Here is a 26,205-nt window from a genome sequence, read left to right on the forward strand (position 1 = left end):
GCAAAAATGGGGTGAGGAAAGAATATTTCCTCACCCCAACATTTATTATAGAACCTTTTTTTGCTGAGGACAAAGAAACTGTCCACTCTAAATAGACAAACAATTCTAACAACGGGGAGGGAATAATGACTATTAATTTGTAAATTTTGTATCATTTTTACGAGGATTTTATGGTTTTAAGGCTTATTTTTTTAGCTGAAGTATGATATTATAGTGTCCATAGATTTTAAACATATGATGAAGGGGTATCAAATGGAAGTCACTCAAATTACGCAAATCAGACGGAAAGTCCTGACCATGCTCTCAAAGATGGCCTATGATGGGAACCTGCCAGACCATGTCTATGACATCCTCCAGATCGTCCAAGAGGATTCGCCGCGTCTGCGCTGCTGCGTCCACAAGGAACGGGCCGTTTTGAAGGAGCGCATCAATGTAGCCTTAGGTCTTGATACGGACCTGAACATCATTGAAGCTGCTAAAAAGGCCGTTTCGGAACCGGTTGACCGAACGCAGCATGTCATTGCCGTCCTGCCGGAAGGCTGCTCGGCCTGCCCGGTCAATAAGTACATGATTACTGATGTCTGCCGCCAGTGCCTGACCCATCGCTGCATGAACGGCTGCCCGAAAAAGGCCATTTCCGTATACCAGGGCCGTGCCCATATTGATTATGATGTATGTGTCGAATGCGGCAACTGCAAACGGGCCTGCCCCTATGGCGCTGTCGTTGAAATCTCCCGTCCCTGTGAAAACGCCTGTAAGGTCCACGCCCTTCATATGGGGGCTGACAAAAAGGCGGAAATCGATAAAAATGTCTGTGTGGAATGCGGTGCCTGCCGTGGGGCTTGCCCCTTCGGCGCCATCGAAGAACGGAGCCACATTGTACAGCTTATCCAGGACCTCAAGGCTGAAAACCGCAGCGTTTACGCACTTTTGGCGCCCTCCTTTGTCGGTCAGTTCGGACTCAAGGTCTCTCCTGGTCAGATCAAAAAAGCCTGCCGCATGCTGGGCTTTACGCAAGTCAAGGAAGTTGCCGTTGGGGCAGATATGACGGTCATTTCAGAAGCTGAGGAATACGTGGAAAAAGTGGAGCATGGCGACCAGAAACTTTTGACAAGTTCCTGCTGCCCCGCTTTCGTTGCAACGGTCAAGCGTCATGCCCCAGCCCTTGCTGACTGCATCTCCGATACGGTTTCACCGATGGTGGCCCGCAGCAAGGCTGTAAAGCACAATGATCCCGGCGCCATTACGGTCTTTGTTGGTCCCTGCATTGCAAAGAAAGTCGAAGCTCGCGAGCATCCGGATGAAATCGATTATTCCCTGACTTTTGAGGAACTAAAGTGCATGATGGACAGCCAGGGAATCAACCCGGCTGAACTGGAAGCCGAGGACTTCCAGCCTGACTCTTCCGCTGATGGCTGCAGCTTCCCTCAGGAAGCCGGTGTCAGCAAGGCCGTGAACGACTATACGGAAAAATTCCATGACATTACGGTAAACAGTCTCTACTGCAATGGCCTGGAAGAGTGCCTCAAGGCACTCAAGGATTACCAGGATGGCAAGCTTGACATCAAGTATCTGGAAGGCATGGCCTGTGTCAAGGGCTGCCTCAATGGTCCAGGGTCACTCACGGAACCGGGGCTTACGCGGGTTCTCCTTAAACGCTTTGCTGACACAACGAAGGTCAAATGTGCCGGCGACAATGATTTTGCCCAGAACGAAGTCAAGCATGTCGACATGGAACGCGTCTATTTGCGCAAATAAGCGCTTTGTGATAGAATAGGCGGGTAGTACACAGTTTTGTTGGGAGGAATTCAGTATGTCCGGACACTCCAAGTGGGCCAATATAAAGTTCAAAAAAGGAAAGGCCGATGCCCTGCGCGGCAAGATCAACACGAAAATCGGCCGTGAAATCACCATTGCTGTCAAGATGGGCGGCTCCGATCCAACAGGCAATATGCGGTTGAAGCTTGCCCTTTCCAAGGCCAAAGCCAATAACATCCCAAAAGAAAACATCAAACGCGCCATTGCCAAAGGCGAAGGGACGACGGAAGGCTCGAACTACGAAGAAATTACCTATGAAGGGTACGGACCTGCCGGCGTTGCCATCATGATCAGCGCCTTGACGGATAACCGCAATCGTACGGCCGCCGATGTGCGCCACGTCTTTTCCAAGGGCGGCAACATGGGTGAATCTGGCTGTGTAAGCTGGATGTTCAAGAACAAAGGCCTTTTCACCATCGAAAAGGAAGGCGCTCCGGCTGAGGACGAAGTGATGGAAGTCGCGCTCGAAGCGGGTGCCGAGGACATGGAAACCAACGATGATACCTATGTCATTACGACCGCTCCGGAAGATTATGATGCTGTGGAACAAGCCCTTTTAGACCACAATATCAATGTTGCCATGAGCGAACTGTCCTTGATCCCTGACAATACCATTGCCGTTACCGGTGAGGATGCAGAAAAAGTACAGAAAATGATCGACAGCTTTGATGAACTCGATGACGTGCAGGATGTGTACACCAACGCAGACCTGCCTGATGAGGAATAAGCTTGGATTTGGGCCGGCCGTCTGGGACTACCAGGGCCGGCTTGTTTGTTATATAAGGAAATGGATTGTGACCAAGGAGGCCCCATGTTAGCACTCGGAATTGACCCAGGGACCGCAATCTGCGGTTACGGTCTGGTAAAATTGGAGAAAAGCCGGCTCATTCCCATTCATTACGGGTCCATCATGACCGATAAGGACATGCTGCCGGAAAAACGGCTCCAGATCATCTATGAAGCATTGACTGGCCTCATCAAGGAGTATAAGCCGGATTTTATGAGCGTGGAAAAGCTCTTTTTTAACCGTAATGTCACAACGGCCATTGCAGTTGGACAGGCCCGCGGCGTCATCGTCTTATCGGCGGCCATGGCCGATCTGCCGGTCTATGAATATACACCGATCCAGATCAAACAGGCCATCACGGGTACGGGCCGGGCCGACAAGAAGCAGGTGACTTATATGGTCATGAAACTGCTCCGCTTAAAGGAAGAGCCAAAACCGGATGATACGGCAGATGCTCTTGCGATTGCCATTACAGGCCTCAATTATGTCCGCGAAAAAGATCTTATGGAGAAACTCAAATGATTGGATTTATCAAAGGACGCGTCGATACAATTGGAAGCAATTTTGCATTCGTTGAAACCCAAGGTGTCGGCTACCGCGTCTACATGAACACATCGGATTTGGGACGCTTGGTTCTTGATGATAAAGTTAAGGTCTATACGTACCTTGCTGTCCGGGAAGATGCCCTGACCCTTTACGGCTTCCTTTCCCAGGAGGCATATGGTCTTTTTACAAAACTCATTACGGTAAGCGGCATTGGCCCGAAGGTGGCACAAGGCATCCTTTCCGCGTCAAAAGTGGACGATTTCCTGCTTGCCATCAAGAACCGGGACGTGAAATTCCTGACCAAGCTTCCGGGCATTGGTAAAAAGACGGCAGAACGTATGCTCTTGGAGCTAAAGGACCTGACGGGACCAGAAGGCCCGCTGCCTGAATCAGAGGGAGGATTCCTCGCTCCGGAAGGCCCTGTTTCTGCCTTGACGGAAACCATGGAGGCCCTTGCTTCCTTAGGATATACCCAAAATGAAATCTCAGGCGTCATGAACCGCATCAAGGTGACTGCGGACATGTCGGCGGAGGACCTGCTCAAAAAGGCCCTCCAGGTCATGGCAAGGAGGGGATAAGCCGTGGAAGAAGATCAGCGCATCATTGCTGGCGGTGAGCAGGTCCAGGATGGCTGGCAGTACAGTCTCCGGCCCCGCAGGCTACAGGAATACATTGGCCAGGAAAAGGTCAAAGAAAATATGACCGTCTTCATTCAGGCCGCCCTCAAACGCCGGGAAGCCTTGGATCATGTCCTGCTTTATGGACCGCCTGGCCTTGGCAAGACGACCCTTGCCAATATCATCGCAAACGAACTGGGCGTCAATATCCGGATTACCAGCGGACCTGCCTTGGAACGGCAGGGGGATTTGGCCGCCATTTTGACCAATCTGGATGAAAGCGAAGTGCTCTTTATCGATGAAATCCACCGCCTGCCCAAGACCGTGGAAGAAATCCTTTATTCGGCCATGGAAGACTATGCCCTTGATATCATCATCGGCAAGGGGCCTGCTGCCCGCAGTGTACGCCTTGACCTCCCGCGCTTTACCCTCATTGGGGCAACAACGCGCATGGGAAGCGTGGCGGCCCCGCTGCGGGACCGCTTTGGTGTCATTTGCCATTTGGAATTTTACACGGCTGAGGAACTCCAGATCATTGTGGAGCGGGCAGCGGAAATCCTGAACGTCAAGATTGACCATGAAGGAGCCTATGAAATTGGACGGCGCAGCAGAGGCACGCCCCGTGTGGCCAACCGGCTCCTGAAACGGGTTCGGGATTTTGCCGAAGTGGCTGGGGCGGACACGATTACTAAGGAAATCTGCAGGAAGACCATGGAGCGCCTTGAAATCGACGACTTGGGTCTTGATCGCAGTGACCGGCGCCTGCTCACAAAGCTCGTCAAGGATTTCGGCGGCCGTCCTGTCGGCGTCGATACCCTGGCAGCTTCTTTAAATGAGGAATCAGAGACCTTGGAAGATGTCTACGAGCCTTACCTCATGCAGCTGGGCATGCTTCAGCGGACCCCAAAAGGCCGCCAGGCAACACCGGCGGCATATCGTTATCTTGGAATTGCCTATCCGGAAGGAAGATGACCATGAATATCCTGCTTCATGCCTGCTGCGGTCCCTGTTCCTGCTATCCGACAAAGGAACTGACGGCTGAAGGGCATACCTTTACGATTTATTACTTCAATCCCAATATCCACCCTTACAAGGAATTCAAGCGGCGCCTCAATACGCTCCGTGAATTTTGTGAGGCCCGTCATTATCCCCTTGTGGCGGATAAGAGCTATCCTTTGGAAGATACGCTTCGGGGTATGCTCAGCGAACCGACCGTGCGCTGTGCTTACTGCTATCGCGTGCGTCTTGAGATGGCTGCCCGCTACGCCAAGGAACATGGTTTTGATGCGTTTTCCACGACCCTTCTTGTAAGTCCTTATCAAAAGCATGACCTCATCCGCAGGACTGCCGAAGAGGCGGCCGCGCGCTTTGGGATTCCCTTCTATTATGAAGATTTCCGTGAGGGCTATGAAGAAGGCGTAGCAATCAGTCTCGACCTTGACCTTTACCGTCAGCCCTATTGTGGCTGCATCTTTAGTGAACGGGATCGCTATGAAATCCGCAAAAGGAAGAAGAATATTCCTGAAATTATGGCAAAGGACGCGGCGCGATGAAGATGAAAAAGATCCTGACAGCTTTTTTCCTCGCCTTTTTACTGCTTTTTTCCCTAAGCGCTTCGGCTTCCTCCCTAGGGCCCAAAATCCGGGTCGGCCTGGTTGTGGACCAGTATTCGGCTGAACTGAGTTCTGCCGGGAAAATAACGGTCATTGATGGGCGGGGAAAGAAAGTGACCCTATCACCAGGGCGGCATTTCATCTCCATGAAGGGCGGACGCTTTTATGCCGATAAGAAAAAACTCTCTGGCAGCTGCCTTTCTTTTGTGGCCCAAAATGCCAGCCAGCCCGTCCTTGTGAACCGGAAGAAATACCGCGGAGCCCTGACTGCGGTCATGACCCGCGAAAAAAAGCGCCTTACCGTTGTCAACACGCTTCCCGTGGAGGAATATCTTTATGGGGTGGTAGCTAGGGAAGTGATTCCTTTGTGGCCTGATGAAGCCATCAAGGCCCAGGCCGTGGCTGCCCGCAGCTTTGCCCTCTACCACTTGGATCATCCCCAGTATGAAGGCTTTGATATCAAGGCAACGGATCAAGGCCAGGTCTATGGAGGAATCGAAGCTGAGCATCCCAATACGACAAAACTTGTCAAGGCAACGCGCGGCGTGGCAGCTGTTTACGACGGAGAGCCCATCCAAGCCTTTTTCCACAGCACGAGCGGCGGTTATACAGAAGCGGCTGCAAACGTCTGGGGAAAGGATATCCCTTATCTTCAGGCCGTCAAGGATGATGACAAGGATTCCCCTAACTACAGCTGGACCAAGAGCTTTACGCAAGCCCAGCTCGAACGGACGTTGAAACAGGGCGGCTATGACATTGGCAAGCTGCAGGGCATCCGTCTCCTGCCGCTGGGAAAAGCGCCCATGAAGTGGTCCAGTGACCGCGGCACCAGCGGCCGGGTCAAACGGATGACCTTTAAGGGCAGCCGCCGTGACGTAACACTCACAGGCAGTCAGGTGCGGTCTTTATTGGGCCTTAACAGCACTCTTTTTGAGGTCATCATCGGTACGGATGAACCTGACTCCATCGATGTGTCCATCAAGAATGCTTACGGCTATGAGGTGGGCCGCAAGAAAATTCCCATCGACAAGAAGACCCGCCAAGGTACGGGAACAAAGGTTGGGGACCTGCGCTTATTTGCCGGGGTCAAAGATGAAAAGGTCTTTTTCGTCGGCGGCGGTTGGGGCCACGGTGTTGGACTCAGCCAGTGGGGTGCCCGCGGTATGGCCCTTGAAAAGAGTGCCCGTCGGAAAAAGGATTATTATAAGACCATCCTCCGGCACTATTATCGGGGCATTTCCCTTGAGGTACGTTACTGAACCTTACGGCCATTGATGAACCAACGATAAAAAACGTCTTCTTTTTGCCTATCAGTTTTGACCGTCCAGCCTATTCCTGATACAATGGAGGCTGGACGGAACTATTTTTTGCCTGGTTGATGAATCAAAAAAAGGGGGGAAGGCCCGAGGCCGCCCCATGAAGGAGTTAATATGGAAGTCACTGATTTTGATTATGATCTCCCCAAGGAGCTCATTGCGCAAACACCGATTGAACCAAGGGATGCTTCGCGTCTGCTTGTCATGGATAAAAAGACTGGCGCGTTGGAACACCGTCATTTCTATAACCTTCCTGAATACCTAAAACCGGGTGATGTCCTTGTCTTCAACGACACCCGCGTCATGCCGGCGCGTCTACACGGGACAAAGACGACAGGTGCCCATGTTGAAGTCTTTTTGCTTACCCGGAAAAATAATACGGATTGGGAAGTCCTCGTGAAACCGGGGAAAAAACTCCAGGAAGGGGCGGAAATCATCTTCAGTAAGGAACTTTCCTGCACCATCCTTGAAAAAACGGATTTTGGGGGCCGTGTTGCCCGTTTCCGCTTTGACGGTGTTTTTGAGGAAATCCTGGACCGCTTGGGAGAAACGCCGCTGCCGCCTTATATCCATGAAAAACTCAAGGATAAGGAACGCTACCAGACCGTTTATAACCGGGAGCTGGGAAGTGCTGCGGCGCCGACGGCGGGCCTTCACTTTACAAAGGAACTCATGCAGAAAATCAAGGAAATGGGTGTTGAAGAAGTCTTTGTGACCTTGAATGTTGGCCTTGGGACGTTCCGCCCTGTCAGTGAAGAGCGCATTGAGGACCATGAAATGCATAGTGAGTTCTATACGGTTTCCCCCGAGGCGGCATCTGCCTTGAACCGGGCCAAAAAAGAGGGCCGGCGCATCATTGCAGTCGGCACGACGAGTGTCCGCACCTTGGAATCGGCGGGAGCAAGCGGCACCATGGTGCCTGGCGGCAACTGGACCAAGATCTTTATCTATCCGGGCTTCAAGTTCCACTTTGTCGATGCCCTTGTCACCAATTTCCACCTTCCTCAGAGCACGCTCATCATGCTGGTTTCGGCCCTTTCGAGTCGGGAGAACATCCTTCATGCCTATGGGGAAGCCGTGAAGGAAAAATATCGTTTCTTCAGTTTTGGCGACGCCATGTTCATCAAAGATTGATAAAGGAGTCTTTATGCACGCTGTATACTTCGAACTCATCAAGGAAGATCCCCGGAGCGGTGCCCGGTTGGGCAAGCTCCATACGCCTCACGGTACCTTTGATACACCGATGTTCATGCCCGTTGGGACCCAGGCAACGGTCAAGACACTTACGCCGGAAGAACTTTACGACATGAAAAGTCAAGTCATCCTGTCCAATACCTATCACCTGTTCCTAAGGCCTGGGACGGAACTCATTCGTAAGGCCGGCGGCATTCACCGCTTCATGAACTATAAACGAGGCATGCTGACGGACAGCGGCGGCTTCCAAGTCTTTAGCCTAGGTGCCATCCGGAAGATTACGGAAGAAGGGGTTACCTTCCGTTCCCATATTGATGGGTCCAAACAGTTCCTCAGTCCGGAAGTGGCCATGAAGGCCCAGGAAGACATCGGGGCCGACATCATCATGGCCTTTGATGAATGTATTCCTTATCCAGCCGATTTTGATTATGCCAAAAAGTCGACGGAACGGACAACACGCTGGGCAAAGCGCTGCCTTGCCGCAAAGACGCGGGATGACCAAGGCCTGTTTGGAATCGTCCAAGGCGGTATGTATCCGGAACTGCGCAAGTACAGTGCCGAGGCCCTGTCGGAACTTGACTTTGCCGGCATGGCCATTGGCGGCCTCAGTGTCGGCGAGCCCCACGATCTGATGTATGATATTTTGGGCAGGACGACACAGTATCTGCCTAAAAACAAGGCCCGTTATCTCATGGGCGTTGGCACGCCGGACTGCCTTGTGGAAGGTGTGAACCTGGGTGTGGATATGTTTGACTGCGTCTATCCGACGCGGGTCGCGCGCAACGGAACAGCCATGGTCCGGTCAGGGCGGCTCGTCCTCAAGAACCTCGAATTCCGGGAAGACTTCCGGCCCATTGAAGAAGGCTGTGACTGCTATACTTGCCGTCATTTCTCAAGAGCCTACATCCGGCACCTTTTTAAATCAGAAGAACTTCTTGCCATGCGCCTTTTATCTATACATAACCTGCGTTTTCTGTTAAAATTTGCAGAGGACATGCGCAGTGCCATTGCTAATGATACGTTCCCTGAATTTAGGGCGGCGTTCTTAGACCAATACCAAAGAACCAGTAGGAGGTAAGTAAAAGATGGAGAACATTGTACAAATGGCTTGGCCTTTTATCCTTATGGGTGTGATTTTCTATTTCATGATTTACCGCCCGCAGAAGCGGGATCAGAAAAAGCGCGCCAATATGCTTGATTCCCTGAAAGTGGGCACGCGGATTGTCACCATTGGCGGCATTTTCGGCGAAATTGCCAAAATCAAGGATGACCGTATCCGCATCAAGGTTGCAGAAGATGTTGAAATCTGGATTCGCCGGGCTGCTGTTGGAACCGTTATCACGACGGAACTGCAGAAAGCTGCAAAAGAAGATAAAGCAGAAGCAAAAGCAGCAGAAAAAGTAGAAGAGACCAAAGCCGAAGCTGCTGAAGAGGCGAAGGAAACGGCTTCTTCCGAGGCTTCCAAATAAGATGGATAAGCGCACAGTCCGTAAGGAAGCTGAAGAAAGACGCGCCAAGCTCAATCAGCGTGAACTGAATAAATTCAATAAGGAAATCAACAGCCACATTTCTGTGAGCCGCTTATTTCTTGAAGGAAAGGTGATCATGGGGTATCTTGCCATGCCGGGCAAGGAAGTTTCCGTCGATCAGGCCATGCAGACGGCGCTTAATATGGGAAAAACGGTCTGCGTTCCTCAGATTTTGGACCTTGATGGCCATATGCAGGCTGTCCGGCTTGTGACTTTAAAAAAACTGGCAAAGGATATGTATGGCATCCGTACTCCGCAGGAACCGGTCGAGGTCATCCGTCCTGAGAATATCGACCTTATCCTTGTTCCCGGTGCGGCCTTTACGGAACACGGTGACCGCTTGGGAAAGGGCAAGGGATTCTATGATCGTTTTCTGCCCCGCTGCACAAAAGGGGTTACTATGGGAGTGGCCAATGAGGTCCAAGTCCTTCCGGAACTGCCGACCCAGGCCCATGACTTCAAGATCCGCTATCTTGTGACGGAAAAAGCACTCAGGGTGTGTAAATAAGCCTCATAACAGGGGAGGGACCGCGCTCAACCGGAGCCATGAAAAGGCCTTGTGCCTTTTTATGGGTCCCTTGTCTTTTTTCTTGGATGCCAGGCATCCACAAAATTTTGCAATCCATCAAGGAGGAACTTTATCTTGCAGCAGAAAAATCGGATCAAGCTGATTGTGTCAGTGTTGGCCATTATCATCTGCTTTGCGCTCCTGGTTAAGCCTTTGGCGCTTTCCGTCAAACAGGGCCTTGACCTTCAGGGAGGGACTCATGTCGTCCTTCAAGCCGAGGATACACCAGAAGCTAAAGTTGATGATGATGCCATGAACCGTTCCATCAGCATCATTGAGCGCCGTGTCAACGAACTCGGCCTCACAGAGCCGGTCATCCAGCGTCAGGGCCGTGACCGGATCATTGTTGAGCTCCCGGGCGTCAAGGACCCGGAACAGGCCATTGCCATGCTTGGCAAAACGGCCATGCTTGAATTCAAGGACATGGAAGGCCATACGGTCCTCACTGGTAAGGACCTAAAGGATTCCAAAGCAAGTGCCGATCAGTCAGGCCGTCCTGTTGTTACCCTTCAGTTCAATGAAGAAGGGGCCAAGAAGTTTGCTGAACTGACGGCAAAGAATGTAGGCAACCAGATTGCCATCCTGTTGGATGGCAAGGTCCTGACAGCGCCTCGTGTCAGTGAACCGATTACGGGCGGCAATGCCCAGATTACAGGTTCCCAAAATGCCCAGGAAGCTGAACATCTGGCTATTTTGCTCCGCAGTGGGTCCCTTCCCATCAAGCTCGAAGTGGTGGAAAACCGCACCGTCGGTCCGACTTTGGGTCAGGATTCCAAGGATAAGAGCGTCAAGGCCTTTGCCATTGGGGTGGCCGGCGTCTTTATCTTCATGCTGCTCTTCTATCGCCTGTCCGGATTCATTGCTGACGTTGTGCTGCTTCTTTATACGCTCCTCGTCCTTGCCGTCATGAAAGGCCTCAATGCCACACTGACCCTGCCGGGGATTGCGGGCATCATCCTTTCCATTGGGATGGCGGTTGATGCCAACGTCCTTATCTTTGAGCGCTTCAAGGAAGAAGTGAAAGCGGGCAAGACCCTGCGTGCAGCTGTAAATGCCGGATTTTCCCGTGCTTTTGTGACCATTATGGACTCCAATGTGACGACCATCATGGCCGCTGCCGTGCTGTTTTATCTCGGCACAGGCCCCATCCGTGGGTTTGCCGTGACGTTGGCCCTAGGTGTCCTCATCAGTATGTTTACGGCCATTACGGTTACGAAGTTCATCCTGAATGCCTTGGTTGGCAGCCAGTTTACGAAGAATCCCTTCTTCTATGGGGCCAGCCTTCCGAAAAAAGATAAGGAGGTGGAAAAATGAAGCACTTTTCCATTGTGAAAAAAGCGAAGGTCTTCTTTTCCATTTCCCTGATCTTCCTTTTGGTGGGCGTTGTGTCCATGCTTACAAGGGGCTTCAATCTCGGGATTGATTTCACGGGCGGCAGCATCATTGATGTGAAGTTCGAAAACCCCGTGACCGTAAGTGAGGTCCGTAATGTCCTTTCCGACCATAAGCTGGGCAGCAGTATCATTCAGCTGGGCAGTATGGATGGGCAGCATACCGAAGAAAGTCAGTCCGTCCTTATCCGTACGGGCATCATCAGTGATGACCAGCGCGTTGAGACCATGACGGACATGACCAATCGACTGGGGCCCAATGAGGTCCTGCGTGTGGAAAACGTCGGGGCCACGGTAGGTCAAGACCTTGTAAAATCAGCTATGGGCGCCGTTGCTCTCAGCTGGGTGCTCATGATCATCTACATTACGATCCGCTTTGAGCATAACTTTGCCTTTGCCGCCATTATCGCCCTCATCATCGACGTTATGGTCACGCTCAGTTGGTTCTCCCTTCTGCAGCTTGAAATGGATTCGTCCTTTGTAGCCGCGCTCCTTACGGTGGTGGGTTACTCCATCAACGGAACGATTGTCATTTTTGATCGGATCCGGGAAAACCTCCATACCCATCGCCGCAGTGAGAGCTTGGGGGATATGGTGGATAATTCCATCTGGCAGACGATGAACCGTTCCATCTATACGTCGGCAACGACCCTTTTTGCCGTCATTGCAATCTTCCTGTTTGGCGGAGAGACGATTCGCAACTTTTCGTTTGCCATGCTTGTTGGCTTTACCAGCGGGTTCTATACATCGACCTTCCTGGCTGGTCCCTTGTGGATCAAACTGCGCAGCCGCGGCAGCCACAAATAACTGGATCGCAGAGCAGGGGGCTGTTTCCTATGGGGGACGGTCCTCTGTTTTATTTTGGAAAGGCGCCTTCAAAAAAGGAGGAGGCCCTTTGTCCTACAGGATATCCAGCAGGCCATGCAAAAATTTAAAAAAAAAGAAAAAAAGTGCTTGCATAAAATGAACTCATGCTGTATTATATACGAGTAGTCACTTTTCAGTGACTGACGTGGTCCGCTAGCTCAGCTGGTAGAGCACCTGACTCTTAATCAGGGTGTCCAGAGTTCGATCCTCTGGCGGATCACCATTTTTTTTGGCCGGATGGTCAAGCGGTTAAGACACCGCCCTTTCACGGCGGTATCGGGGGTTCGATTCCCCCTCCGGTCACCATTTTTTTTTGGGCGCTTAGCTCAGCTGGGAGAGCGTCTGCCTTACAAGCAGAATGTCAGCAGTTCGATCCTGTTAGCGCCCACCAACTCCCGAGAATAAGACCTTCGGATACTTCCGGAGGTCTTTTTTTGCTGTCCAAAAAAGGAATTTCCTGTAAGTTGTAGAATATATAGGTAAACGCCTCTGATAAAAGGAGGGATTCCTTATGTTTATGACGTTTCTTCTAATAGGCGTCGTCCTGCTCATGGTGGAAGCTGCAATTCCCGGGTTTGGGATTTTTGGCGTAACCGGTCTTTTCTCTCTTTTGGCCGCTCTCTTTATCTATCTTGGCGGTGGGGGACAGGCCCTTTTCATTGTCGGTGCCCTGCTTTTTTTGACCCTTGTCCTAGCGTACTGGTTCTTCCGCAAAGGCCCTCACAGCCGCATTGGCCGGCGCATCACCTTGGGATTGCGCTTTACGGCTGATAAGGGCTATGAAGCCACAGAGCGCCTGACCCAGATGGTGGGACAGACGGGAACGGCTGCAACGCCCCTGCGCCCATCCGGACGCGTCGAAATCCACGGGGAGCCTTATGACGCCATGACCCGTGGGGAATTCTATGAGGCCGGCACACCGGTCAAAGTCATTGCCGTCAGTTCACGGCAGCTCGTTGTTGAAAAGGAGGTCCTATGATTGCTTTATTGAGCAGTTCCTTCGTTGTTCTGATCCTTTTTGTCCTCATTGTCCTCTTCCTGCACTTTGTGCCCCTTGGTCTTTGGGTATCCGCTCTTGCCGCCGGGGTCAATGTGGGGATTTTTACCCTCGTCGGGATGCGGCTGCGCCGCGTTGTGCCCTCTAAGATTGTCCTGCCTCTGGTGAAGGCCAATAAAGCCGGCCTTGATGTCAATGTGGATCAACTTGAAGCCCACTATCTTGCCGGTGGGGACGTGGACCGCGTTGTTGATGCACTCATTGCGGCGGAACGGGCGGCCATCCCCCTTACCTTTGAACGGGCCGCCGCCATTGACCTAGCTGGGCGTGACGTCCTGGAAGCTGTACAGATGAGCGTCAATCCGAAAGTCATTGAAACCCCGCTGATTTCAGCTGTGGCCAAAAATGGCATTGAACTTAAGGTTCGCGCCCGTGTTACGGTTCGTGCCAATATTGACCGCCTTGTTGGCGGTGCTGGGGAATCGACCATCATTGCCCGTGTCGGCGAAGGCATTGTCACCACGGTGGGGTCCTCGGAAGAGCATACGGATGTCCTTGAAAATCCCGATCATATTTCCCGCACGGTCCTGAGCAAGGGACTTGATGCTGGTTCCGCTTTTGAAATCCTTTCCATCGATATTGCCGATGTTGATGTGGGACGTAATATTGGTGCCCAGCTCATGACGGACCAGGCCGAAGCCGATAAGAACATTGCTCAGGCAAAAGCAGAAGAACGGCGGGCCATGGCTGTGGCCAAGGAACAGGAAATGCGTGCCTATACGCAGGAAATGAAGGCTAAGGTCGTCGAAGCCCAGGCGGAAGTTCCGGCTGCCCTGGCGGCCGCCCTGCGTGAAGGCCACTTGGGCGTCATGGACTATTACCGCATGAAGAACATCAATGCCGATACGGCCATGCGGGAACAGATTGCGGGCGGTGAGCCCCTGCAGGGAGTGGATCATCCAAGTGATGAGTAAGGAGGCCGCCCCATGGATCATTTCATTTTTTTTCTTGTCCTTGCCTTTATCTTTTATTCCCATGTGCAGCGCAGGCAGAGAAAAAATAGGCCTGCCCTCAAGGGAAAACTGCCCCTGCGGATAAGGCCAAATAAGCAGCCCCAAGAGGCACCCGCACTTTGTGATGGCGCGGCGGCAGTCCTTACAGAAAGTAAGGAACGCAGTCCCCTCAAAGAAAGCCTCGAGGAGCTAAGACCCAGCGTTCAGGAAGTCTCGAACCAGGAGGAAATGAAGGAAGCCCAAAAAGCCATCCAAACAGCGCATAGGCGCCGCAGCCGGCAGCAGAAACTGCGGGAAGGCATCTTGTGGAGTGCTATTTTAGAGAAAAAATGGTAGAATAGATAGACCCTTTGCTTTTGCTGACGGGACTGCGGCGCTGCTGCAGCCCCGTTTTCACTGTCACTTTGATGGGGAGCTGCCCCTTTTTTGAAAGGAAAGTATCTATGAAAGACGTGATCTTATTTGACCTTGACGGAACCCTCACAAAATCGGAAGAGGGGATCATCCGCTGCGTCCAGTATGCGCTCAAGGAACTGGGCAGGCCTGTGCCCGCGAAAAAGGACCTTTTTTATTTCATTGGGCCGCCCCTTGTCGATTCTTTCCTGACCCTTCCTGGCTTTACAGAAGCCATGGCCCTTGAGGCAACGGCCCTGTACCGGAAACGCTACACCACGATCGGCATCTTTGAAAATGAGCTGTACCCCGGCATTAAGGACCTGCTGGAAGCGCTTAATGGAGCAGGGTTCCTGCTTGCTACGGCGTCGGCCAAACCGGAGGAATTTGTACGGCGTATTACCGATTATTTTGACCTGACTCCCTATTTTCGGGAAATCGGCGGGGCTTCCTTCGATGCGTCCCGACGGACCAAAAGCGCGGTCATCGAAGAGGTATTGAACCGGCTTAGTTTGAAAACGGCAAAGGAACGCGTCCTCATGGTGGGGGATACAGCTTATGATGTTGAAGGCGCCCGCAAGATGGGCATCGACTGCGTGGGCGTAACCTACGGTTATGGAAAAGAAAAGGATCTTGCAGCGGCTCATCCGCTCGGCCTTGCTGCCACGGTAGAGGCCCTCAAGGAAGCTCTTTTGACCCATACCTTTGGCTGATGACGGAAGGCTTCTGATTTGACCTTGCTTCCCACTTTTTCTATAATAAGGGGAATCATCATCCCAAAAGGAAGTGGCACTTTGGAAAATCTTGAAATCCCATCAGGGCTTCTTGCCCTGATTCTTGTTCTATTTATCTTTTTCTCGGCGTTTTTTTCAGCGGCGGAAACCGCACTGACCGGAAGCAACAAACTGCGGCTCAAGAATATTGCCCGAACAGGTGATAAACGGGCGGGCATCGTGATGAAACTCCTTGACAGTTTTGATCGGACACTTACGACCATCCTGATTGGCAATAATGTCGTCAATATTGCTGCGGCTTCCTTGGCGGCTGCCGTCTCGACCGCTTATATGGGGGCTTCTGGACTTGCCCTGGCTACGGTGCTGACGACGGTTATCATCCTTATCTTTGGGGAGATTATCCCTAAAGACCTTGCCAAGGATCAACCCGAAAAATATGCCATGAAATCGGCGCGGCTCCTTTCTATCCTCGTCCTTGTGTTTATTCCCTTTACCTTTTTGTTCCGCATCGTCAAAAAGGCCATGGGACGCTTTGCTTCCAAGATGCCTCCTCGTTCTGCTACGGAAGAGGAACTCATGCTCATGGTTGATGAAGTGGAGACAGGGGGCTTCATCAAAAAAGCGGACAGCCTGCGCATCAAGTCAGCTATCGAATTCACTGATATCCGTGTCCGGGAGATCATGACGCCCCGTGTCGATATTGAAGCCATCGATATTTCTGAAGGAAACAAAGCGGCCCTTGCCACTTTTTCAACAAAGGGCTTTTCCCGTCTGCCTGTCTTCAAGGACGACTACAGTGAAATCATTGGGGCCGTTCATGCCCGTGATTTTTACGCGTCCTATCTCAAGGATCCCGACTTTGACCTCAAGACCATCCTGAAGCCCGTGGTTTTTGTCCATACGTCGACAAAAATAGGGCTCGTCATCGAAAACCTGCAGAAGGCCAAAGTGGAAATGGCCATTGTTGTCGATAGCTATGGGACCATTGATGGCCTTGTGACAACCGAGGACATTGTTGAAGAATTGGTCGGTGAGATTTGGGACGAACATGACCGCATGACTTCATCTTTCCGCAAGATTGCCCAACATACGTATCTTGTTAACTGCGATTCCAACGGACAAAACGCGAATCTCTTTGATCTTTTCCGCTATCTGGACCTTGATAATGCTGTCTATGGCCTGGAAAATAATTCCATCAGCGGCTGGGTCATTGAGCGGCTGGGCGAAATCCCCGAAAAAGGAGCCTCTTTTGACGAAAAAAATCTCCATGTAACAGTGACAAAGACGGATGCCCATCGCGTGAAGGAAATTGTGGTTGAAGTGCGGCCCTTAAAAGATGAAGAAGATGGATGACCTATACCCGTTCCAACCGATATGTGGTTCTTGCTTCTTCTTTGTAAAAAGGCTTTTTCAAGACCTTCCGTACGCTTTGGGCGGAGGGTCTTTTTCTTGCGCAAAAAAAGCCCAGGGTCATTTTCCTGACGCCAGGAGTGAGGGTTTTTCCTTGAAGGAGACATAGCGCTGCTAAAATATTTTTCCCGTTTCAGGAGGGACATTGTGTTATAATAGAATGGCTATGGTATCTTCAAAACTTGTATTTTCACGCCGGAGGACCCTTGCCCTTGAAATCGACCGGGAAGGCCAGCTCATCGTGCGGGCCCCTTACGGGACGCCAAAATCATATATTGATCGTTTTATCGCGGAAAAAAAGGAATGGATTGAATCACACGCTGCAAGGATGCGCTGCCGCCGCGCCCGCTACAGAGCCCTTAGCCTGAGGGAAGGGGAGACACTTCCTATCTTGGGAAGGCAGGTGACGCTTCGCATGACGGAAGAAAAAGACTTTTCTATGAGGGAAATGAGCGGGGAACTCTTTTTTCCTGTGAACGCAGCCAAGGCGGACCTGCAGCGCTATTTGTGTGCGCTCTTGATGGAGGTTTTACAGCGCCTTGTCAGCCGTTATGCCGCCCTCATGCAGCTTCCTGCACCGCCTTTTTCTTTATCCAAGGCACGGACGCGGTGGGGCTCATGCAGCAGCCGGGGACATCTGCGCTTTAATTGGCATCTTATTTTCTGCACGCCGTCAGCCGTGGAGTATGTGGTTGTCCATGAATTGTGCCATCTTTTTTCTATGCATCATGACCGCGTTTTTTGGTCTTACGTAGAAAGCTGGCTTCCTGATCGAAAAGTGCGGGAAGGATGGCTCAAACAAAACCAGGGGGTTATGGAAATCTTATGAGTATCAACAAACGGATTCTTTTGTGTCTTTTGCTCCTGCTTCTTGTGGGTGGGTTGTCCTTTCATCTCATTCATCAGAGCCCAAAATACATTGCCCAGCAAAAGGAAATTGAAAAACAGGAATCCCAGCTCGTCCATGATAAGGATACAAAGCTGCCTTATACTTTCCTTAATAATGTGATTGCCCAGTCGGGAGCAACAAGTTCTGTCTATTATAAATCCCTTGATACGGGAGAGGTCTTTTACAACTTTTCGGGAAAGATGCCAGCTGGAGGACTCATTCGGCCTTACGTTGCAGCGGCTCTCCTAGATGCGGTAAAAGCAGGTGACCTGTCCCTTGATGATCCGGTCATCGTGGAAGCCAAGTCGCTTCGCGAAAAGAGTCCAGCCCTTTCCAAAATCAAGCCGGGAAGCAAGATTTCCGTCCGCATCCTTTTGGAAGACATGATGCTCGATCAGGATGAAACCGCCCTTTATGAACTCGTGCGCCTTATCGGATGGGATGAGATCAATGCATACCTTCTTGATAAAGGTTATGCAGATACCATTTTGGGGAGCCCAGATCTTGTAAAAACGGAAGAAACGGCTGAGGATAAGAAAAAGAATGAAACCATTTCCTATACTTCCGTCAATGATATGGTCACACTCCTTACAAGGCTCTATGAAGGAAACTGTGTGTCCAAGGAACTGGATGCCTATCTTTTGGGACTCATGGAAAAACAGAATGACCGGCAGCTTTTAGGAGCCCTGCTTCCTAAAAAACTGCGCCTTGCCCAGGTTTCGACCAGTGAGGGCCGCGTCCAAAACGCAGGGGGCATCATTTATGCCAAGGAGAAATATATCCTTGTCATCATGACAGATAAGGCCCTTCGCAAGGATGAAACCATGAAGACCATCAATCAGATTTCTTCCATTATTTTCAATACGGTCAATGATAAAGAGGTGTTCAAGAAATGAAAAGAGATGTAGCGATTATTGGCGGCGGTCCCGCGGCCATTTATGCCGCTTATGAATTTGCCTTGAAATATCCGGATATAAAAGTTGTGATCCTTGAAGAAGGGCATGCCATTGATTCCCGCAATTGTCCCATCATTGCAGGAAAGACCGAACAGTGTGTCCGCTGCACGCCCTGCAGCATCATGCGCGGCTTTGGCGGGGCCGGCGCCTTTTCCGACGGCAAATATAACTTTACGACGGAATTTGGCGGCTGGCTGAGTGACTACCTGCCGAAAAAGACCGTCATGGAACTCATTGATTATGTCGATGAAATCAACTGCCGTCACGGCGCACCGGGCGAAGTCTTTTCCACAAAGAACTGCCGTATCGGAAAGAAGGCACTGGGGCATGACCTGCATCTGCTGAACGCGAAGGTCCGTCATCTGGGAACTGATAACAACCGCCTCCTTATGGGAAGTATCTATCGTTTCCTGCTGGCTCATGGCATTGAAATCAGCTGCGATACCCAGGTGGACCATATTGAAAAAAAGGAGGATGGCTACCGTCTTCTCATCAAAGGGCAGGAAGAACCGGTGGACTGCACCTACCTCATTGGCGCACCAGGCCGCGCCGGTGCTGAATGGTTCAGCAAGGAATGTGAACAGCTGGGGCTTGACCTGACAAACAACCAAGTTGATGTCGGTGTCCGTGTCGAAGTGCCGGCACAGGTCTTTGAAGATATCACAAACGAAGTTTACGAAGCCAAACTCGTTTATACAACCAAGCAGTATGGCGACCGGGTCCGCACTTTCTGCATGAATCCGAATGGGTATGTCGTGGCAGAAAATACGGACGGAATCGTTACCGTAAACGGTCACTCCTTTAGTGACCCTGCCCGCAACAGCGGCAATACAAACTTTGCCCTTCTTGTGAGCAACAAGTTCACGGAACCGTTCAAGGAACCGCATCGCTACGGAAAACACATCGCCTCCCTGTCAAATATGCTGGGCGGCGGCGTCCTTGTCCAGCGCTTCGGGGATTTGGTCAAAGGCCGTCGAACCAACGCCCATCGTCTCAGCAAGAGTTTTCTGCGTCCGACCTTGAACGCCGTGCCCGGCGATTTGAGTCTTGTCCTGCCAAAGCGGCATCTGGACAACATCATTGAAATGATTTATGCCCTGGATAAGGTTGCCCCGGGAACGGCCAATGATGATACGCTTCTTTATGGTGTAGAGGTCAAGTTTTATAGTTCCCGTCTGGAACTTGACGGCAACCTGGAAACCCAGCTGCCCAATTTCTTTGCTATCGGTGACGGCGCGGGCATCACCCGCGGCCTTTCCCAGGCAAGCGCGTCCGGTGTCTACGCTGCCCGCGTGATTGGTGAGCGTGCGGCGCGGAAAGGGTAAGCCGTCATGCGAGCCATCCTCGACCAGCCGCTGTTTTTGGCATATCTTTTTGCCATCAATGCTGCGGCCTTCCTCATCTACGGTTATGATAAGTATTGTGCCATCCATAATAAATGGCGTGTTCCCGAAAAGGTCCTGCTCCTTCTTGTTGTCTTGGGCGGCGGAATGGGGGCCTTTGGCGGAATGAAACGCTTCCGGCACAAGACGCAGCATATAAAGTTTCGCTTTGGTGTCCCTCTCATCATGCTGCTCCAAGTGGCGGGACTCATCTATCTGAAATAAGGAAAGTCCCGTACTTTTCTGCATCATCCGTTTGAGCTAGGGAAGGTGCTGCGCGGTTTCGCGGCATCTTCCTGTTTTTTTATTGAGAAGGAGTCCCTTATGGATCAATTTGTCCATCTCCATACCCATACACAGTTCAGCCTCCTCGATGGGGCCTGTCGGATCCCGGACCTTGTCAGTTATGCCAAGGAACTGGGCATGCCGGCTCTTGCCATTACCGATCACGGTGTCATGTATGGTGCCATCGAGTTTTATCAGGAATGCGTCAGGCAGGGAATCAAGCCCATCATTGGCTGCGAAGTCTATATTACGAGCGGTTCCCACACCGTCAAGAACATGGAGTCCCGCAGTAAGCTCTATCATTTGATCCTTCTTGCCGAGAACCGGACCGGGTACCAAAACCTCATGAAGCTTGTTTCCATTGGGCAGGTCGAAGGCTTTTACTATAAACCTCGCATTGATAAACAGGACCTGCGCAAATATCATGAAGGCCTTATCTGTCTCAGTGCCTGTGTGGCCGGGGAAGTGGCCCGCCACATCGTGCGGGGCGAAAAGGAAACGGCGGAAAAGGCCATGCTTGAGTACCTTGACATCTTTGGAAGGGACCATTACTACCTTGAAATCCAGAATCATGGCCTGCCTGAGGAAAAGGCCGTGGCTGACGAACTCCACCACCTGGCCCGCAAATATAATGTAAAACTTGTTGCCACAAATGACCTCCATTATGTCCATCAGGACGATGCCAAGGGCCAGGATATCCTCCTGTGTATCCAGACCAACGCCCGCTATCTTGACCCGCAGCGCATGCGCTTTAATAATGACTCCTATTATTTAAAGAGCCGAAGCGAAATGGAGACCCTTTTCCCAGACGACGCAGAGGCCCTTGATCATACCCTTGAAATTGCTGACCGCTGTGACCTCACCCTTGAATTTGGACACCTTCTCCTTCCTGAATTTCCGCTTCCCGAAGGGGAAACAAGTATGGATGGGTATCTTAAGAAGCTCTGCGTCAAAGGCTTTCAAGAACGTTACCCCAAGGATGATGGCACGGCCCAAAAGCGGATGGACTATGAACTTGGCATCATCCGTCAAATGGGCTATTCAGGTTACTTCCTCATAGTCTGGGACTTCATCAATTACTGCAGGACCCATGATATCCCCGTTGGTCCGGGCCGCGGCAGTGCCGCCGGAAGCATTGTCGCGTACCTTACGGGCATTACGGACATCGATCCCCTGAAATATAACCTGATCTTTGAACGTTTCCTTAATCCGGAACGGGTGAGCATGCCGGATATTGATACGGATATCTGCTACGTGAAGCGCCATTTGGTGGTGGACTATTTAGCCCGTAAATACGGAGAAAGCCACGTGGCCCAGATTGTGACCTTTGGGACCCTGGCCGCCAAGGCGGCCATCAAGGACGTGGGCCGTTCGATGGAAGTTCCCCTGAACGTCGTCGGGCAGGTCAATAAACTCATCCCCAACACACCGGGGACAACCCTCAAAAGTGCCCTTGAGGGAAGCCGGGATCTCCAGCAGCTTGTCCAGAACGATCCCAGTATTGCCCAGCTCATGGACTTTGCCGGCCGTGTCGAAGGTATGCCGCGTCATACGTCGACCCACGCGGCAGGGGTTGTCATCACGCCGGGAGAACTGACCAATTACGTCCCCCTCCAGATTACCTCGACAAGTGACGATGACCATGAATATATCTGTACCCAGTACGACAAGGACTGTTCTGAGGCCTTGGGCCTTCTTAAGATGGATCTTTTGGGCCTCCGGACCCTCACCGTCATTGATGATACGGTGAAGATGATTGAAAAGAATCAGGGCATCAAACTTGATATTCACCATATCGACCTGGAAGATCCCAAAACCTGCCAGATGCTCTGCGCAGGCGATACGGCGGCCGTCTTTCAGATGGAATCAGACGGCATGACCCGTCTGATGAAGGAATTGGGACCGGAGTCCATGGCCGATCTCATCCCCCTTGTGGCCCTTTATCGACCTGGCCCCTTGGGAAGCGGTATGGCGGAAGACTTCATTGCCGGCCGTCATGGAAAGCGCACGGCTAGGGTCCTGCATCCTCTGATGGAACCCATTGTGGCCGATACGTACGGCGTCATCCTATACCAGGAACAGGTCATGCAGATCGTATCCGTCCTTGGCGGTTTCAGTTTGGGCGAAGCAGATATCCTGCGCCGCGCCATGGGGAAAAAGAAGGCGAAGCTCCTTGACAGCATGAGGGAAAAATTCCTTGCTGGCGCAGAAAGGGAACACCAGATCAGCCGTCAGCTGGGAGAAGAAATCTTTGCCCTGCTGCAGCACTTTGCTGGTTATGGCTTCAATAAATCCCATTCTGCCGCCTATGCCCTTGTGGCCTACCAGACAGCCTATCTGAAGGCCAATTATCCGGTGGAGTATATGGCGGCTTTCCTTAACAGCGTGATCACGGTGGCGGAAAAAGTCAGCTGGTATATCAGTGTCTGCCGCGATATGGGCATCAAAGTCCTGCCGCCTGACATCAATTCCAGTGAAGCCGCCTTTTCCGTTGATGGCAATAATGTCCGCTTTGGCCTTGGCGCCATCAAGAGCGTCGGGGAAACGGCTGTGGCCGTTATCCTCAAGGAACGGGAAACCCATGGGCCTTTCAAGGACTTTTTTGACTTTGCCAGCCGTGTGGACCTGACCAAGGTCAACAAGCGGGTCGTGGAAAACCTTATCAAGAGCGGCTCCATGGATACCTTTGGCTGCCGCCGCCGTCAGCTTCTTGCCATCATGGACCGAACCCTTGACGCGGCGGCCCAGGATCAGCATGACCGCATGACTGGGCAGCTTTCCCTGTTTGGCGGCGATACGCGGCAGAGCGCAGCGGCCATTCCCATCCCGGACCTGCCGGAAATCCCTAAGGACGAAGTCCTGCGCCTTGAAAAAGAACTCATCGGATTTTACGTCACGGGCCATCCCTTGGACGCCTTCCGCAAGGTCCTTTCGTCCATGACCGGTATTGCGCGCTGCACGGAAGAATACTGCCATGACGGAGAGCGCGTTACCGTTGGCGGGCTCATTACAGGTGTCCGCATCCGTTCAACGAAAAAAGGAGAACGCATGGCGAACTTTATGCTGGAAGACTTGACGGGCAGTATCAGTGTCGTTGCCTTTCCCCGCACGTATGGGGAATGCCGCAGCCAGATTGAAGAAGATCAGCCTGTTGCCATTACGGGCATGCTGAAATTTGATGAAGAGACACCGCGCCTATTTGCCAATCGTATTGAGCCCTTGCGGGAGCGCGAAAAGGAAATCCACCTTTTCATTGGCAAAGGACGCAATACGCCGGCTGTCCAAGCCCAGCTGAGTTCCATTTTCAGCGCCTTTCATGGGAAAAACCCCGTCTATCTTCATGTAGAAGAAACCAGGCAAGTGATCCGTACGAGGCCCCAGTTCTGGGTGGACGGAAAGGCACCGGGATTTACTGATGCCATCAAGCGGGTCCTAGGTGAGGAGGGCCTCCGCTGAGTCATGTCTTTTTATAAAGGCCCCTGCAATGTTGGCAGGGGCTTTTTTACTGGATGGACAAGCTTCTATCAGTCAGGGATCGGGGGGCTTTTCTTATGGGACATAGGAAGGAGAAGAGGGGAAAAAATGAGTCTTCATGCTTATCTCCTGTTTCTTTGCCAACTGTTTTGAAGGAATGCCTCATAAGAAAAAAATTATATGTCATCTTAATGATTTCAGTAAAACAACGGTTTTTCTATTGACTGATTCTCACAAGATTGGGCAAAAGAACTGAGTTATACGTTACAAGTGGACAATAAATGCAAATATAAAACGTAAATTTTCTTAATTTTGTAAAGAAAATAAAAACAAGGCTCGATCCTACGCGTATAAGAGCCTTCTAACTTGCATGACGCCGGTCTCCGTGTTACAATAAAGCGGTATGGATTGAATATTTCAAGTTTTTAGGAGGTCGCTTTGTAATGAACATCTTTGTATGTGTTAAACAGGTACCGGATACCGCCGAAATGAAAATCGACCCGGTTACCAACAACCTCGTCAGAGACGGTGTCACCAATATCATGAACCCGTATGACCAGTATGCCCTGGAAACGGCTCTGGAACTCAAAGATTCCATGGGTGCCAAGGTTACGGTCATCACCATGGGACCGCCCCATGCTGAATCCGTCCTGAAGGACTGCCTTGCTGTCGGTGCTGATGAAGCTATCCTCGTCAGTGACAGAGCTTTCGGCGGCGCTGATACGCTTGCTACGAGTGCTGCCCTTGCTGAAACCATCAGACATCTTGGGATTCCTGATCTCATCATGTGCGGCCGTCAGGCTATCGATGGTGATACGGCACAGGTTGGTCCTGAAATTGCTGAACATCTGGATCTGCCGCAAGTTACGGCTGCCCTGAAAGTTCAGGTCAAAGATGACAAAGTCGTTGTTGACCGCGACAACGAAAATACGTCCATGACCTTGGCTATGAAGATGCCTTGCGTCGTTACGGTAATGCGCAGCCCTGAACTTCGTTTTGCCAGCATCAAAGGCAAGATGAAAGCCAGAAAGACCCAGGTTCCTGTTTACAGTGCTGACGACCTCCAGATCGACCACAGCATCATCGGTAAAGCCGGCTCCCCGACTCAGGTCATGAAGAGCTTCACTCCGAAAGTTACGCAGGTCCATGGCGAAATCTTCAACGATGAAGATCCTGCAATTGCTGTCGATAAGCTGGTCAACAAGCTGATCGATGACAAGATTATTACGAAGTGAGGTAGGGATAACAATGGCTAAGAAAACCGGTAACGAAAAAGATTTATGGGTTTATTGCGAACATTACGAAGGTAAACCCGTTCATGTCGTATACGAACTGCTCGGCGAAGTTAGAAAAATGGCCGATAAATGCCATCAGCGTGTTGGGGCTGTCCTCCTGATCGATGATCCGAAAGATATCCCGCAAGACCTGATTGCTCATGGCGCTGACGTTGTTTACGTCGTCCGTGATCCGAAGTTTGCTCATTATTCCACGGAACTTTACACCAACGCTTTTGCAGAACTGATCACTGAATATCGTCCGAATGCCATCCTCATCGGTGCTACGAACGACGGCCGTGACCTTGGTCCTCGCGTGGCTGCCCGTGAACGTACCGGTCTGTGCGCAGACTGCACCATCCTGGATGTCGAAGAAGACGGACTTGTTGAATGGACCCGTCCGGCTGCTGGCGGTAACATCATGGCTACGATCCTCTGCAAAGAAGACCGTCCTCAGATGGGTACCTGCCGTCCGAAGACCTTCAAGGCTCCGGAAGCTGATTCTTCCCGTAAAGGCGAAGTCGTTGAATACACCCTGAAACATCAGGTTGAAGACCGCGTTGAAGTCCTGAGAAGAGATCCGGTTGTCACCGAAGGTGAAATGGCCATCGATGATGCTCCGTTCGTCTGCTCCGGCGGCCGCGGCATGAAAGCCAAAGAAAACTTTGCCCTCCTGCAGGATCTGGCCCATGTACTCGGCGGTGCAGTTGGCGGTTCCCGTGCTGCTGTCGATGAAGGATTCATCGAACATCCTCGCCAAGTTGGTCAGTCTGGTAAAACTGTTACGCCGAAGATTTACTTCGCCTGCGGTATTTCCGGTTCTGTTCAGCACAAAGCTGGTATGAGCAAATCTGATACCATCGTCTGCATCAACAAGGATCCGGATGCTCCGATGTTCGAAATCTCCCGCTATGGTATCGTTGGCGATGCCCTGAAAGTCCTGCCTCTGCTCACCCAGAAGATCAAGGAATTCAAGGAATCCTAAGTAGCGGCACTCCTATGAAGTTTCTTAAAGCCCGAGCCTTTTTGGCCCGGGCTTTTTTGTATCTATTGAAAACCACGCCATAGTGGCGTGGTTCCGGAAAGCTTATAGCTATAAAAAACCTCCTAATGAAGTACAATGCAGTCGACCTGTCAGTCAAGCAAAGTAAA

At 51.4% G+C, this 26,205-nt stretch carries 25 protein-coding genes and 3 tRNA genes; all 28 read left to right on the plus strand.

The features are described from left to right. The first annotated feature begins 252 nt into the window (after positions 1–252). A complete protein-coding gene (locus tag QZQ08_RS06285; protein ID WP_296329549.1) occupies positions 253–1,758 on the plus strand; it encodes a 4Fe-4S dicluster domain-containing protein in 1,506 nt (501 codons plus the stop codon). Between the two features lie 55 nt (positions 1,759–1,813). Further along, a complete protein-coding gene (locus QZQ08_RS06290; protein ID WP_296329551.1) occupies positions 1,814–2,545 on the plus strand; it encodes a YebC/PmpR family DNA-binding transcriptional regulator in 732 nt (243 codons plus the stop codon). Between the two features lie 84 nt (positions 2,546–2,629). After that, on the plus strand, positions 2,630–3,127 hold the full coding sequence (ruvC, locus tag QZQ08_RS06295; protein ID WP_296329553.1) for a crossover junction endodeoxyribonuclease RuvC: 498 nt from the start codon (positions 2,630–2,632) through the stop codon (positions 3,125–3,127). Further along, a complete protein-coding gene (gene ruvA, locus QZQ08_RS06300; protein WP_296329556.1) occupies positions 3,124–3,729 on the plus strand; it encodes a Holliday junction branch migration protein RuvA in 606 nt (201 codons plus the stop codon). The genes ruvC and ruvA overlap by 4 nt, the downstream gene beginning before the upstream one ends. Positions 3,730–3,732: 3 nt before the next feature. Continuing rightward, positions 3,733–4,740: a Holliday junction branch migration DNA helicase RuvB gene (gene ruvB, locus QZQ08_RS06305; protein ID WP_296329558.1), complete on the plus strand. Its 1,008-nt coding sequence runs from the start codon at positions 3,733–3,735 to the stop codon at positions 4,738–4,740. A 2-nt stretch (positions 4,741–4,742) separates the two neighbouring features. After that, a complete protein-coding gene (locus QZQ08_RS06310; protein WP_296329562.1) occupies positions 4,743–5,321 on the plus strand; it encodes an epoxyqueuosine reductase QueH in 579 nt (192 codons plus the stop codon). Continuing rightward, entirely contained in the window at positions 5,318–6,640 is a 1,323-nt protein-coding gene (locus QZQ08_RS06315) for a SpoIID/LytB domain-containing protein (RefSeq protein ID WP_296329565.1), read from the plus strand. The genes QZQ08_RS06310 and QZQ08_RS06315 overlap by 4 nt, the downstream gene beginning before the upstream one ends. A gap of 171 nt (positions 6,641–6,811) precedes the next feature. Next, a complete protein-coding gene (gene queA / locus QZQ08_RS06320; RefSeq protein ID WP_296329567.1) occupies positions 6,812–7,831 on the plus strand; it encodes a tRNA preQ1(34) S-adenosylmethionine ribosyltransferase-isomerase QueA in 1,020 nt (339 codons plus the stop codon). Between the two features lie 13 nt (positions 7,832–7,844). After that, on the plus strand, positions 7,845–8,969 hold the full coding sequence (tgt, locus tag QZQ08_RS06325) for a tRNA guanosine(34) transglycosylase Tgt (RefSeq protein ID WP_296329570.1): 1,125 nt from the start codon (positions 7,845–7,847) through the stop codon (positions 8,967–8,969). 7 nt (positions 8,970–8,976) lie between these two features. Continuing rightward, positions 8,977–9,360: a preprotein translocase subunit YajC gene (yajC, locus tag QZQ08_RS06330; RefSeq protein WP_296329575.1), complete on the plus strand. Its 384-nt coding sequence runs from the start codon at positions 8,977–8,979 to the stop codon at positions 9,358–9,360. Position 9,361: 1 nt separating this feature from the next. Continuing rightward, a complete protein-coding gene (locus QZQ08_RS06335) occupies positions 9,362–9,928 on the plus strand; it encodes a 5-formyltetrahydrofolate cyclo-ligase (protein ID WP_296329578.1) in 567 nt (188 codons plus the stop codon). Positions 9,929–10,063: 135 nt separating this feature from the next. Then, positions 10,064–11,302, plus strand: coding sequence for a protein translocase subunit SecD (secD, locus tag QZQ08_RS06340; protein WP_296329581.1), 1,239 nt, complete (start codon positions 10,064–10,066; stop codon positions 11,300–11,302). Then, complete coding sequence (secF, locus tag QZQ08_RS06345) at positions 11,299–12,186, plus strand: protein translocase subunit SecF (protein WP_296329583.1); 888 nt, start codon at positions 11,299–11,301, stop codon at positions 12,184–12,186. Before secD ends, secF begins: the two co-directional genes overlap by 4 nt. 207 nt (positions 12,187–12,393) lie before the next feature. Further along, positions 12,394–12,469 (plus strand) — tRNA-Lys (locus tag QZQ08_RS06350). An 8-nt stretch (positions 12,470–12,477) separates the two neighbouring features. After that, positions 12,478–12,552: transfer RNA gene (locus QZQ08_RS06355), tRNA-Glu, on the plus strand. Between the two features lie 9 nt (positions 12,553–12,561). Beyond that, a tRNA-Val gene (locus tag QZQ08_RS06360) sits at positions 12,562–12,637 on the plus strand. 120 nt (positions 12,638–12,757) lie between these two features. Beyond that, on the plus strand, positions 12,758–13,225 hold the full coding sequence (locus QZQ08_RS06365; RefSeq protein ID WP_296329587.1) for an NfeD family protein: 468 nt from the start codon (positions 12,758–12,760) through the stop codon (positions 13,223–13,225). After that, the gene (gene floA, locus QZQ08_RS06370) at positions 13,222–14,217 is read left to right on the plus strand and encodes a flotillin-like protein FloA (RefSeq protein ID WP_296329590.1); all 996 of its coding nucleotides are present in this window, start codon (positions 13,222–13,224) and stop codon (positions 14,215–14,217) included. The genes QZQ08_RS06365 and floA overlap by 4 nt, the downstream gene beginning before the upstream one ends. A 12-nt stretch (positions 14,218–14,229) precedes the next feature. Further along, positions 14,230–14,592, plus strand: a complete 363-nt coding sequence (locus tag QZQ08_RS06375) for a hypothetical protein (RefSeq protein ID WP_296329593.1) — start codon at positions 14,230–14,232, stop codon at positions 14,590–14,592. 107 nt (positions 14,593–14,699) lie between these two features. Further along, positions 14,700–15,362 (plus strand): HAD-IA family hydrolase, encoded by a 663-nt coding sequence (locus QZQ08_RS06380; RefSeq protein ID WP_296329596.1) that lies wholly within the window; start codon positions 14,700–14,702, stop codon positions 15,360–15,362. A gap of 81 nt (positions 15,363–15,443) precedes the next feature. Then, positions 15,444–16,736: a hemolysin family protein gene (locus tag QZQ08_RS06385; RefSeq protein WP_296329599.1), complete on the plus strand. Its 1,293-nt coding sequence runs from the start codon at positions 15,444–15,446 to the stop codon at positions 16,734–16,736. Positions 16,737–16,953: 217 nt separating this feature from the next. Further along, positions 16,954–17,622 (plus strand): M48 family metallopeptidase, encoded by a 669-nt coding sequence (locus tag QZQ08_RS06390; RefSeq protein WP_296329602.1) that lies wholly within the window; start codon positions 16,954–16,956, stop codon positions 17,620–17,622. Then, positions 17,619–18,578, plus strand: coding sequence for a serine hydrolase (locus tag QZQ08_RS06395; protein WP_296329604.1), 960 nt, complete (start codon positions 17,619–17,621; stop codon positions 18,576–18,578). The genes QZQ08_RS06390 and QZQ08_RS06395 overlap by 4 nt, the downstream gene beginning before the upstream one ends. Then, a complete protein-coding gene (locus QZQ08_RS06400) occupies positions 18,575–19,963 on the plus strand; it encodes an NAD(P)/FAD-dependent oxidoreductase (RefSeq protein ID WP_296329607.1) in 1,389 nt (462 codons plus the stop codon). Before QZQ08_RS06395 ends, QZQ08_RS06400 begins: the two co-directional genes overlap by 4 nt. A 6-nt stretch (positions 19,964–19,969) precedes the next feature. After that, positions 19,970–20,245: a DUF1294 domain-containing protein gene (locus tag QZQ08_RS06405; protein WP_296329611.1), complete on the plus strand. Its 276-nt coding sequence runs from the start codon at positions 19,970–19,972 to the stop codon at positions 20,243–20,245. Positions 20,246–20,344: 99 nt separating this feature from the next. Beyond that, positions 20,345–23,761, plus strand: coding sequence for a DNA polymerase III subunit alpha (locus tag QZQ08_RS06410; RefSeq protein ID WP_296329615.1), 3,417 nt, complete (start codon positions 20,345–20,347; stop codon positions 23,759–23,761). 461 nt (positions 23,762–24,222) lie between these two features. Next, positions 24,223–25,014, plus strand: a complete 792-nt coding sequence (locus QZQ08_RS06415; protein WP_296329618.1) for an electron transfer flavoprotein subunit beta/FixA family protein — start codon at positions 24,223–24,225, stop codon at positions 25,012–25,014. A 13-nt stretch (positions 25,015–25,027) separates the two neighbouring features. Next, on the plus strand, positions 25,028–26,038 hold the full coding sequence (locus QZQ08_RS06420) for an electron transfer flavoprotein subunit alpha/FixB family protein (protein WP_296329621.1): 1,011 nt from the start codon (positions 25,028–25,030) through the stop codon (positions 26,036–26,038). Positions 26,039–26,205: the final 167 nt, after the last annotated feature.

Source organism: uncultured Acidaminococcus sp. (assembly GCA_900538365.1).
Taxonomy (GTDB): domain Bacteria; phylum Bacillota; class Negativicutes; order Acidaminococcales; family Acidaminococcaceae; genus Acidaminococcus.

Excerpts from the sequence above, each read along its gene's own strand:
- QZQ08_RS06420 (WP_296329621.1), top strand. The coding sequence starts at position 25,028 with ATGGCTAAGAAAACCGGTAACGAAAAAGATTTATGGGTTTATTGCGAA.
- QZQ08_RS06375 (WP_296329593.1), top strand. The coding sequence starts at position 14,230 with ATGGATCATTTCATTTTTTTTCTTGTCCTTGCCTTTATCTTTTATTCC.
- secF (WP_296329583.1), top strand. The coding sequence starts at position 11,299 with ATGAAGCACTTTTCCATTGTGAAAAAAGCGAAGGTCTTCTTTTCCATT.
- QZQ08_RS06415 (WP_296329618.1), top strand. The coding sequence starts at position 24,223 with ATGAACATCTTTGTATGTGTTAAACAGGTACCGGATACCGCCGAAATG.
- QZQ08_RS06400 (WP_296329607.1), top strand. The coding sequence starts at position 18,575 with ATGAAAAGAGATGTAGCGATTATTGGCGGCGGTCCCGCGGCCATTTAT.
- QZQ08_RS06410 (WP_296329615.1), top strand. The coding sequence starts at position 20,345 with ATGGATCAATTTGTCCATCTCCATACCCATACACAGTTCAGCCTCCTC.
- QZQ08_RS06365 (WP_296329587.1), top strand. The coding sequence starts at position 12,758 with ATGTTTATGACGTTTCTTCTAATAGGCGTCGTCCTGCTCATGGTGGAA.
- QZQ08_RS06390 (WP_296329602.1), top strand. The coding sequence starts at position 16,954 with ATGGCTATGGTATCTTCAAAACTTGTATTTTCACGCCGGAGGACCCTT.
- QZQ08_RS06290 (WP_296329551.1), top strand. The coding sequence starts at position 1,814 with ATGTCCGGACACTCCAAGTGGGCCAATATAAAGTTCAAAAAAGGAAAG.
- QZQ08_RS06335 (WP_296329578.1), top strand. The coding sequence starts at position 9,362 with ATGGATAAGCGCACAGTCCGTAAGGAAGCTGAAGAAAGACGCGCCAAG.
- ruvA (WP_296329556.1), top strand. The coding sequence starts at position 3,124 with ATGATTGGATTTATCAAAGGACGCGTCGATACAATTGGAAGCAATTTT.
- tgt (WP_296329570.1), top strand. The coding sequence starts at position 7,845 with ATGCACGCTGTATACTTCGAACTCATCAAGGAAGATCCCCGGAGCGGT.
- QZQ08_RS06285 (WP_296329549.1), top strand. The coding sequence starts at position 253 with ATGGAAGTCACTCAAATTACGCAAATCAGACGGAAAGTCCTGACCATG.
- QZQ08_RS06315 (WP_296329565.1), top strand. The coding sequence starts at position 5,318 with ATGAAGATGAAAAAGATCCTGACAGCTTTTTTCCTCGCCTTTTTACTG.
- ruvC (WP_296329553.1), top strand. The coding sequence starts at position 2,630 with ATGTTAGCACTCGGAATTGACCCAGGGACCGCAATCTGCGGTTACGGT.
- yajC (WP_296329575.1), top strand. The coding sequence starts at position 8,977 with ATGGAGAACATTGTACAAATGGCTTGGCCTTTTATCCTTATGGGTGTG.
- QZQ08_RS06380 (WP_296329596.1), top strand. The coding sequence starts at position 14,700 with ATGAAAGACGTGATCTTATTTGACCTTGACGGAACCCTCACAAAATCG.
- QZQ08_RS06395 (WP_296329604.1), top strand. The coding sequence starts at position 17,619 with ATGAGTATCAACAAACGGATTCTTTTGTGTCTTTTGCTCCTGCTTCTT.
- QZQ08_RS06405 (WP_296329611.1), top strand. The coding sequence starts at position 19,970 with ATGCGAGCCATCCTCGACCAGCCGCTGTTTTTGGCATATCTTTTTGCC.
- queA (WP_296329567.1), top strand. The coding sequence starts at position 6,812 with ATGGAAGTCACTGATTTTGATTATGATCTCCCCAAGGAGCTCATTGCG.
- floA (WP_296329590.1), top strand. The coding sequence starts at position 13,222 with ATGATTGCTTTATTGAGCAGTTCCTTCGTTGTTCTGATCCTTTTTGTC.
- QZQ08_RS06310 (WP_296329562.1), top strand. The coding sequence starts at position 4,743 with ATGAATATCCTGCTTCATGCCTGCTGCGGTCCCTGTTCCTGCTATCCG.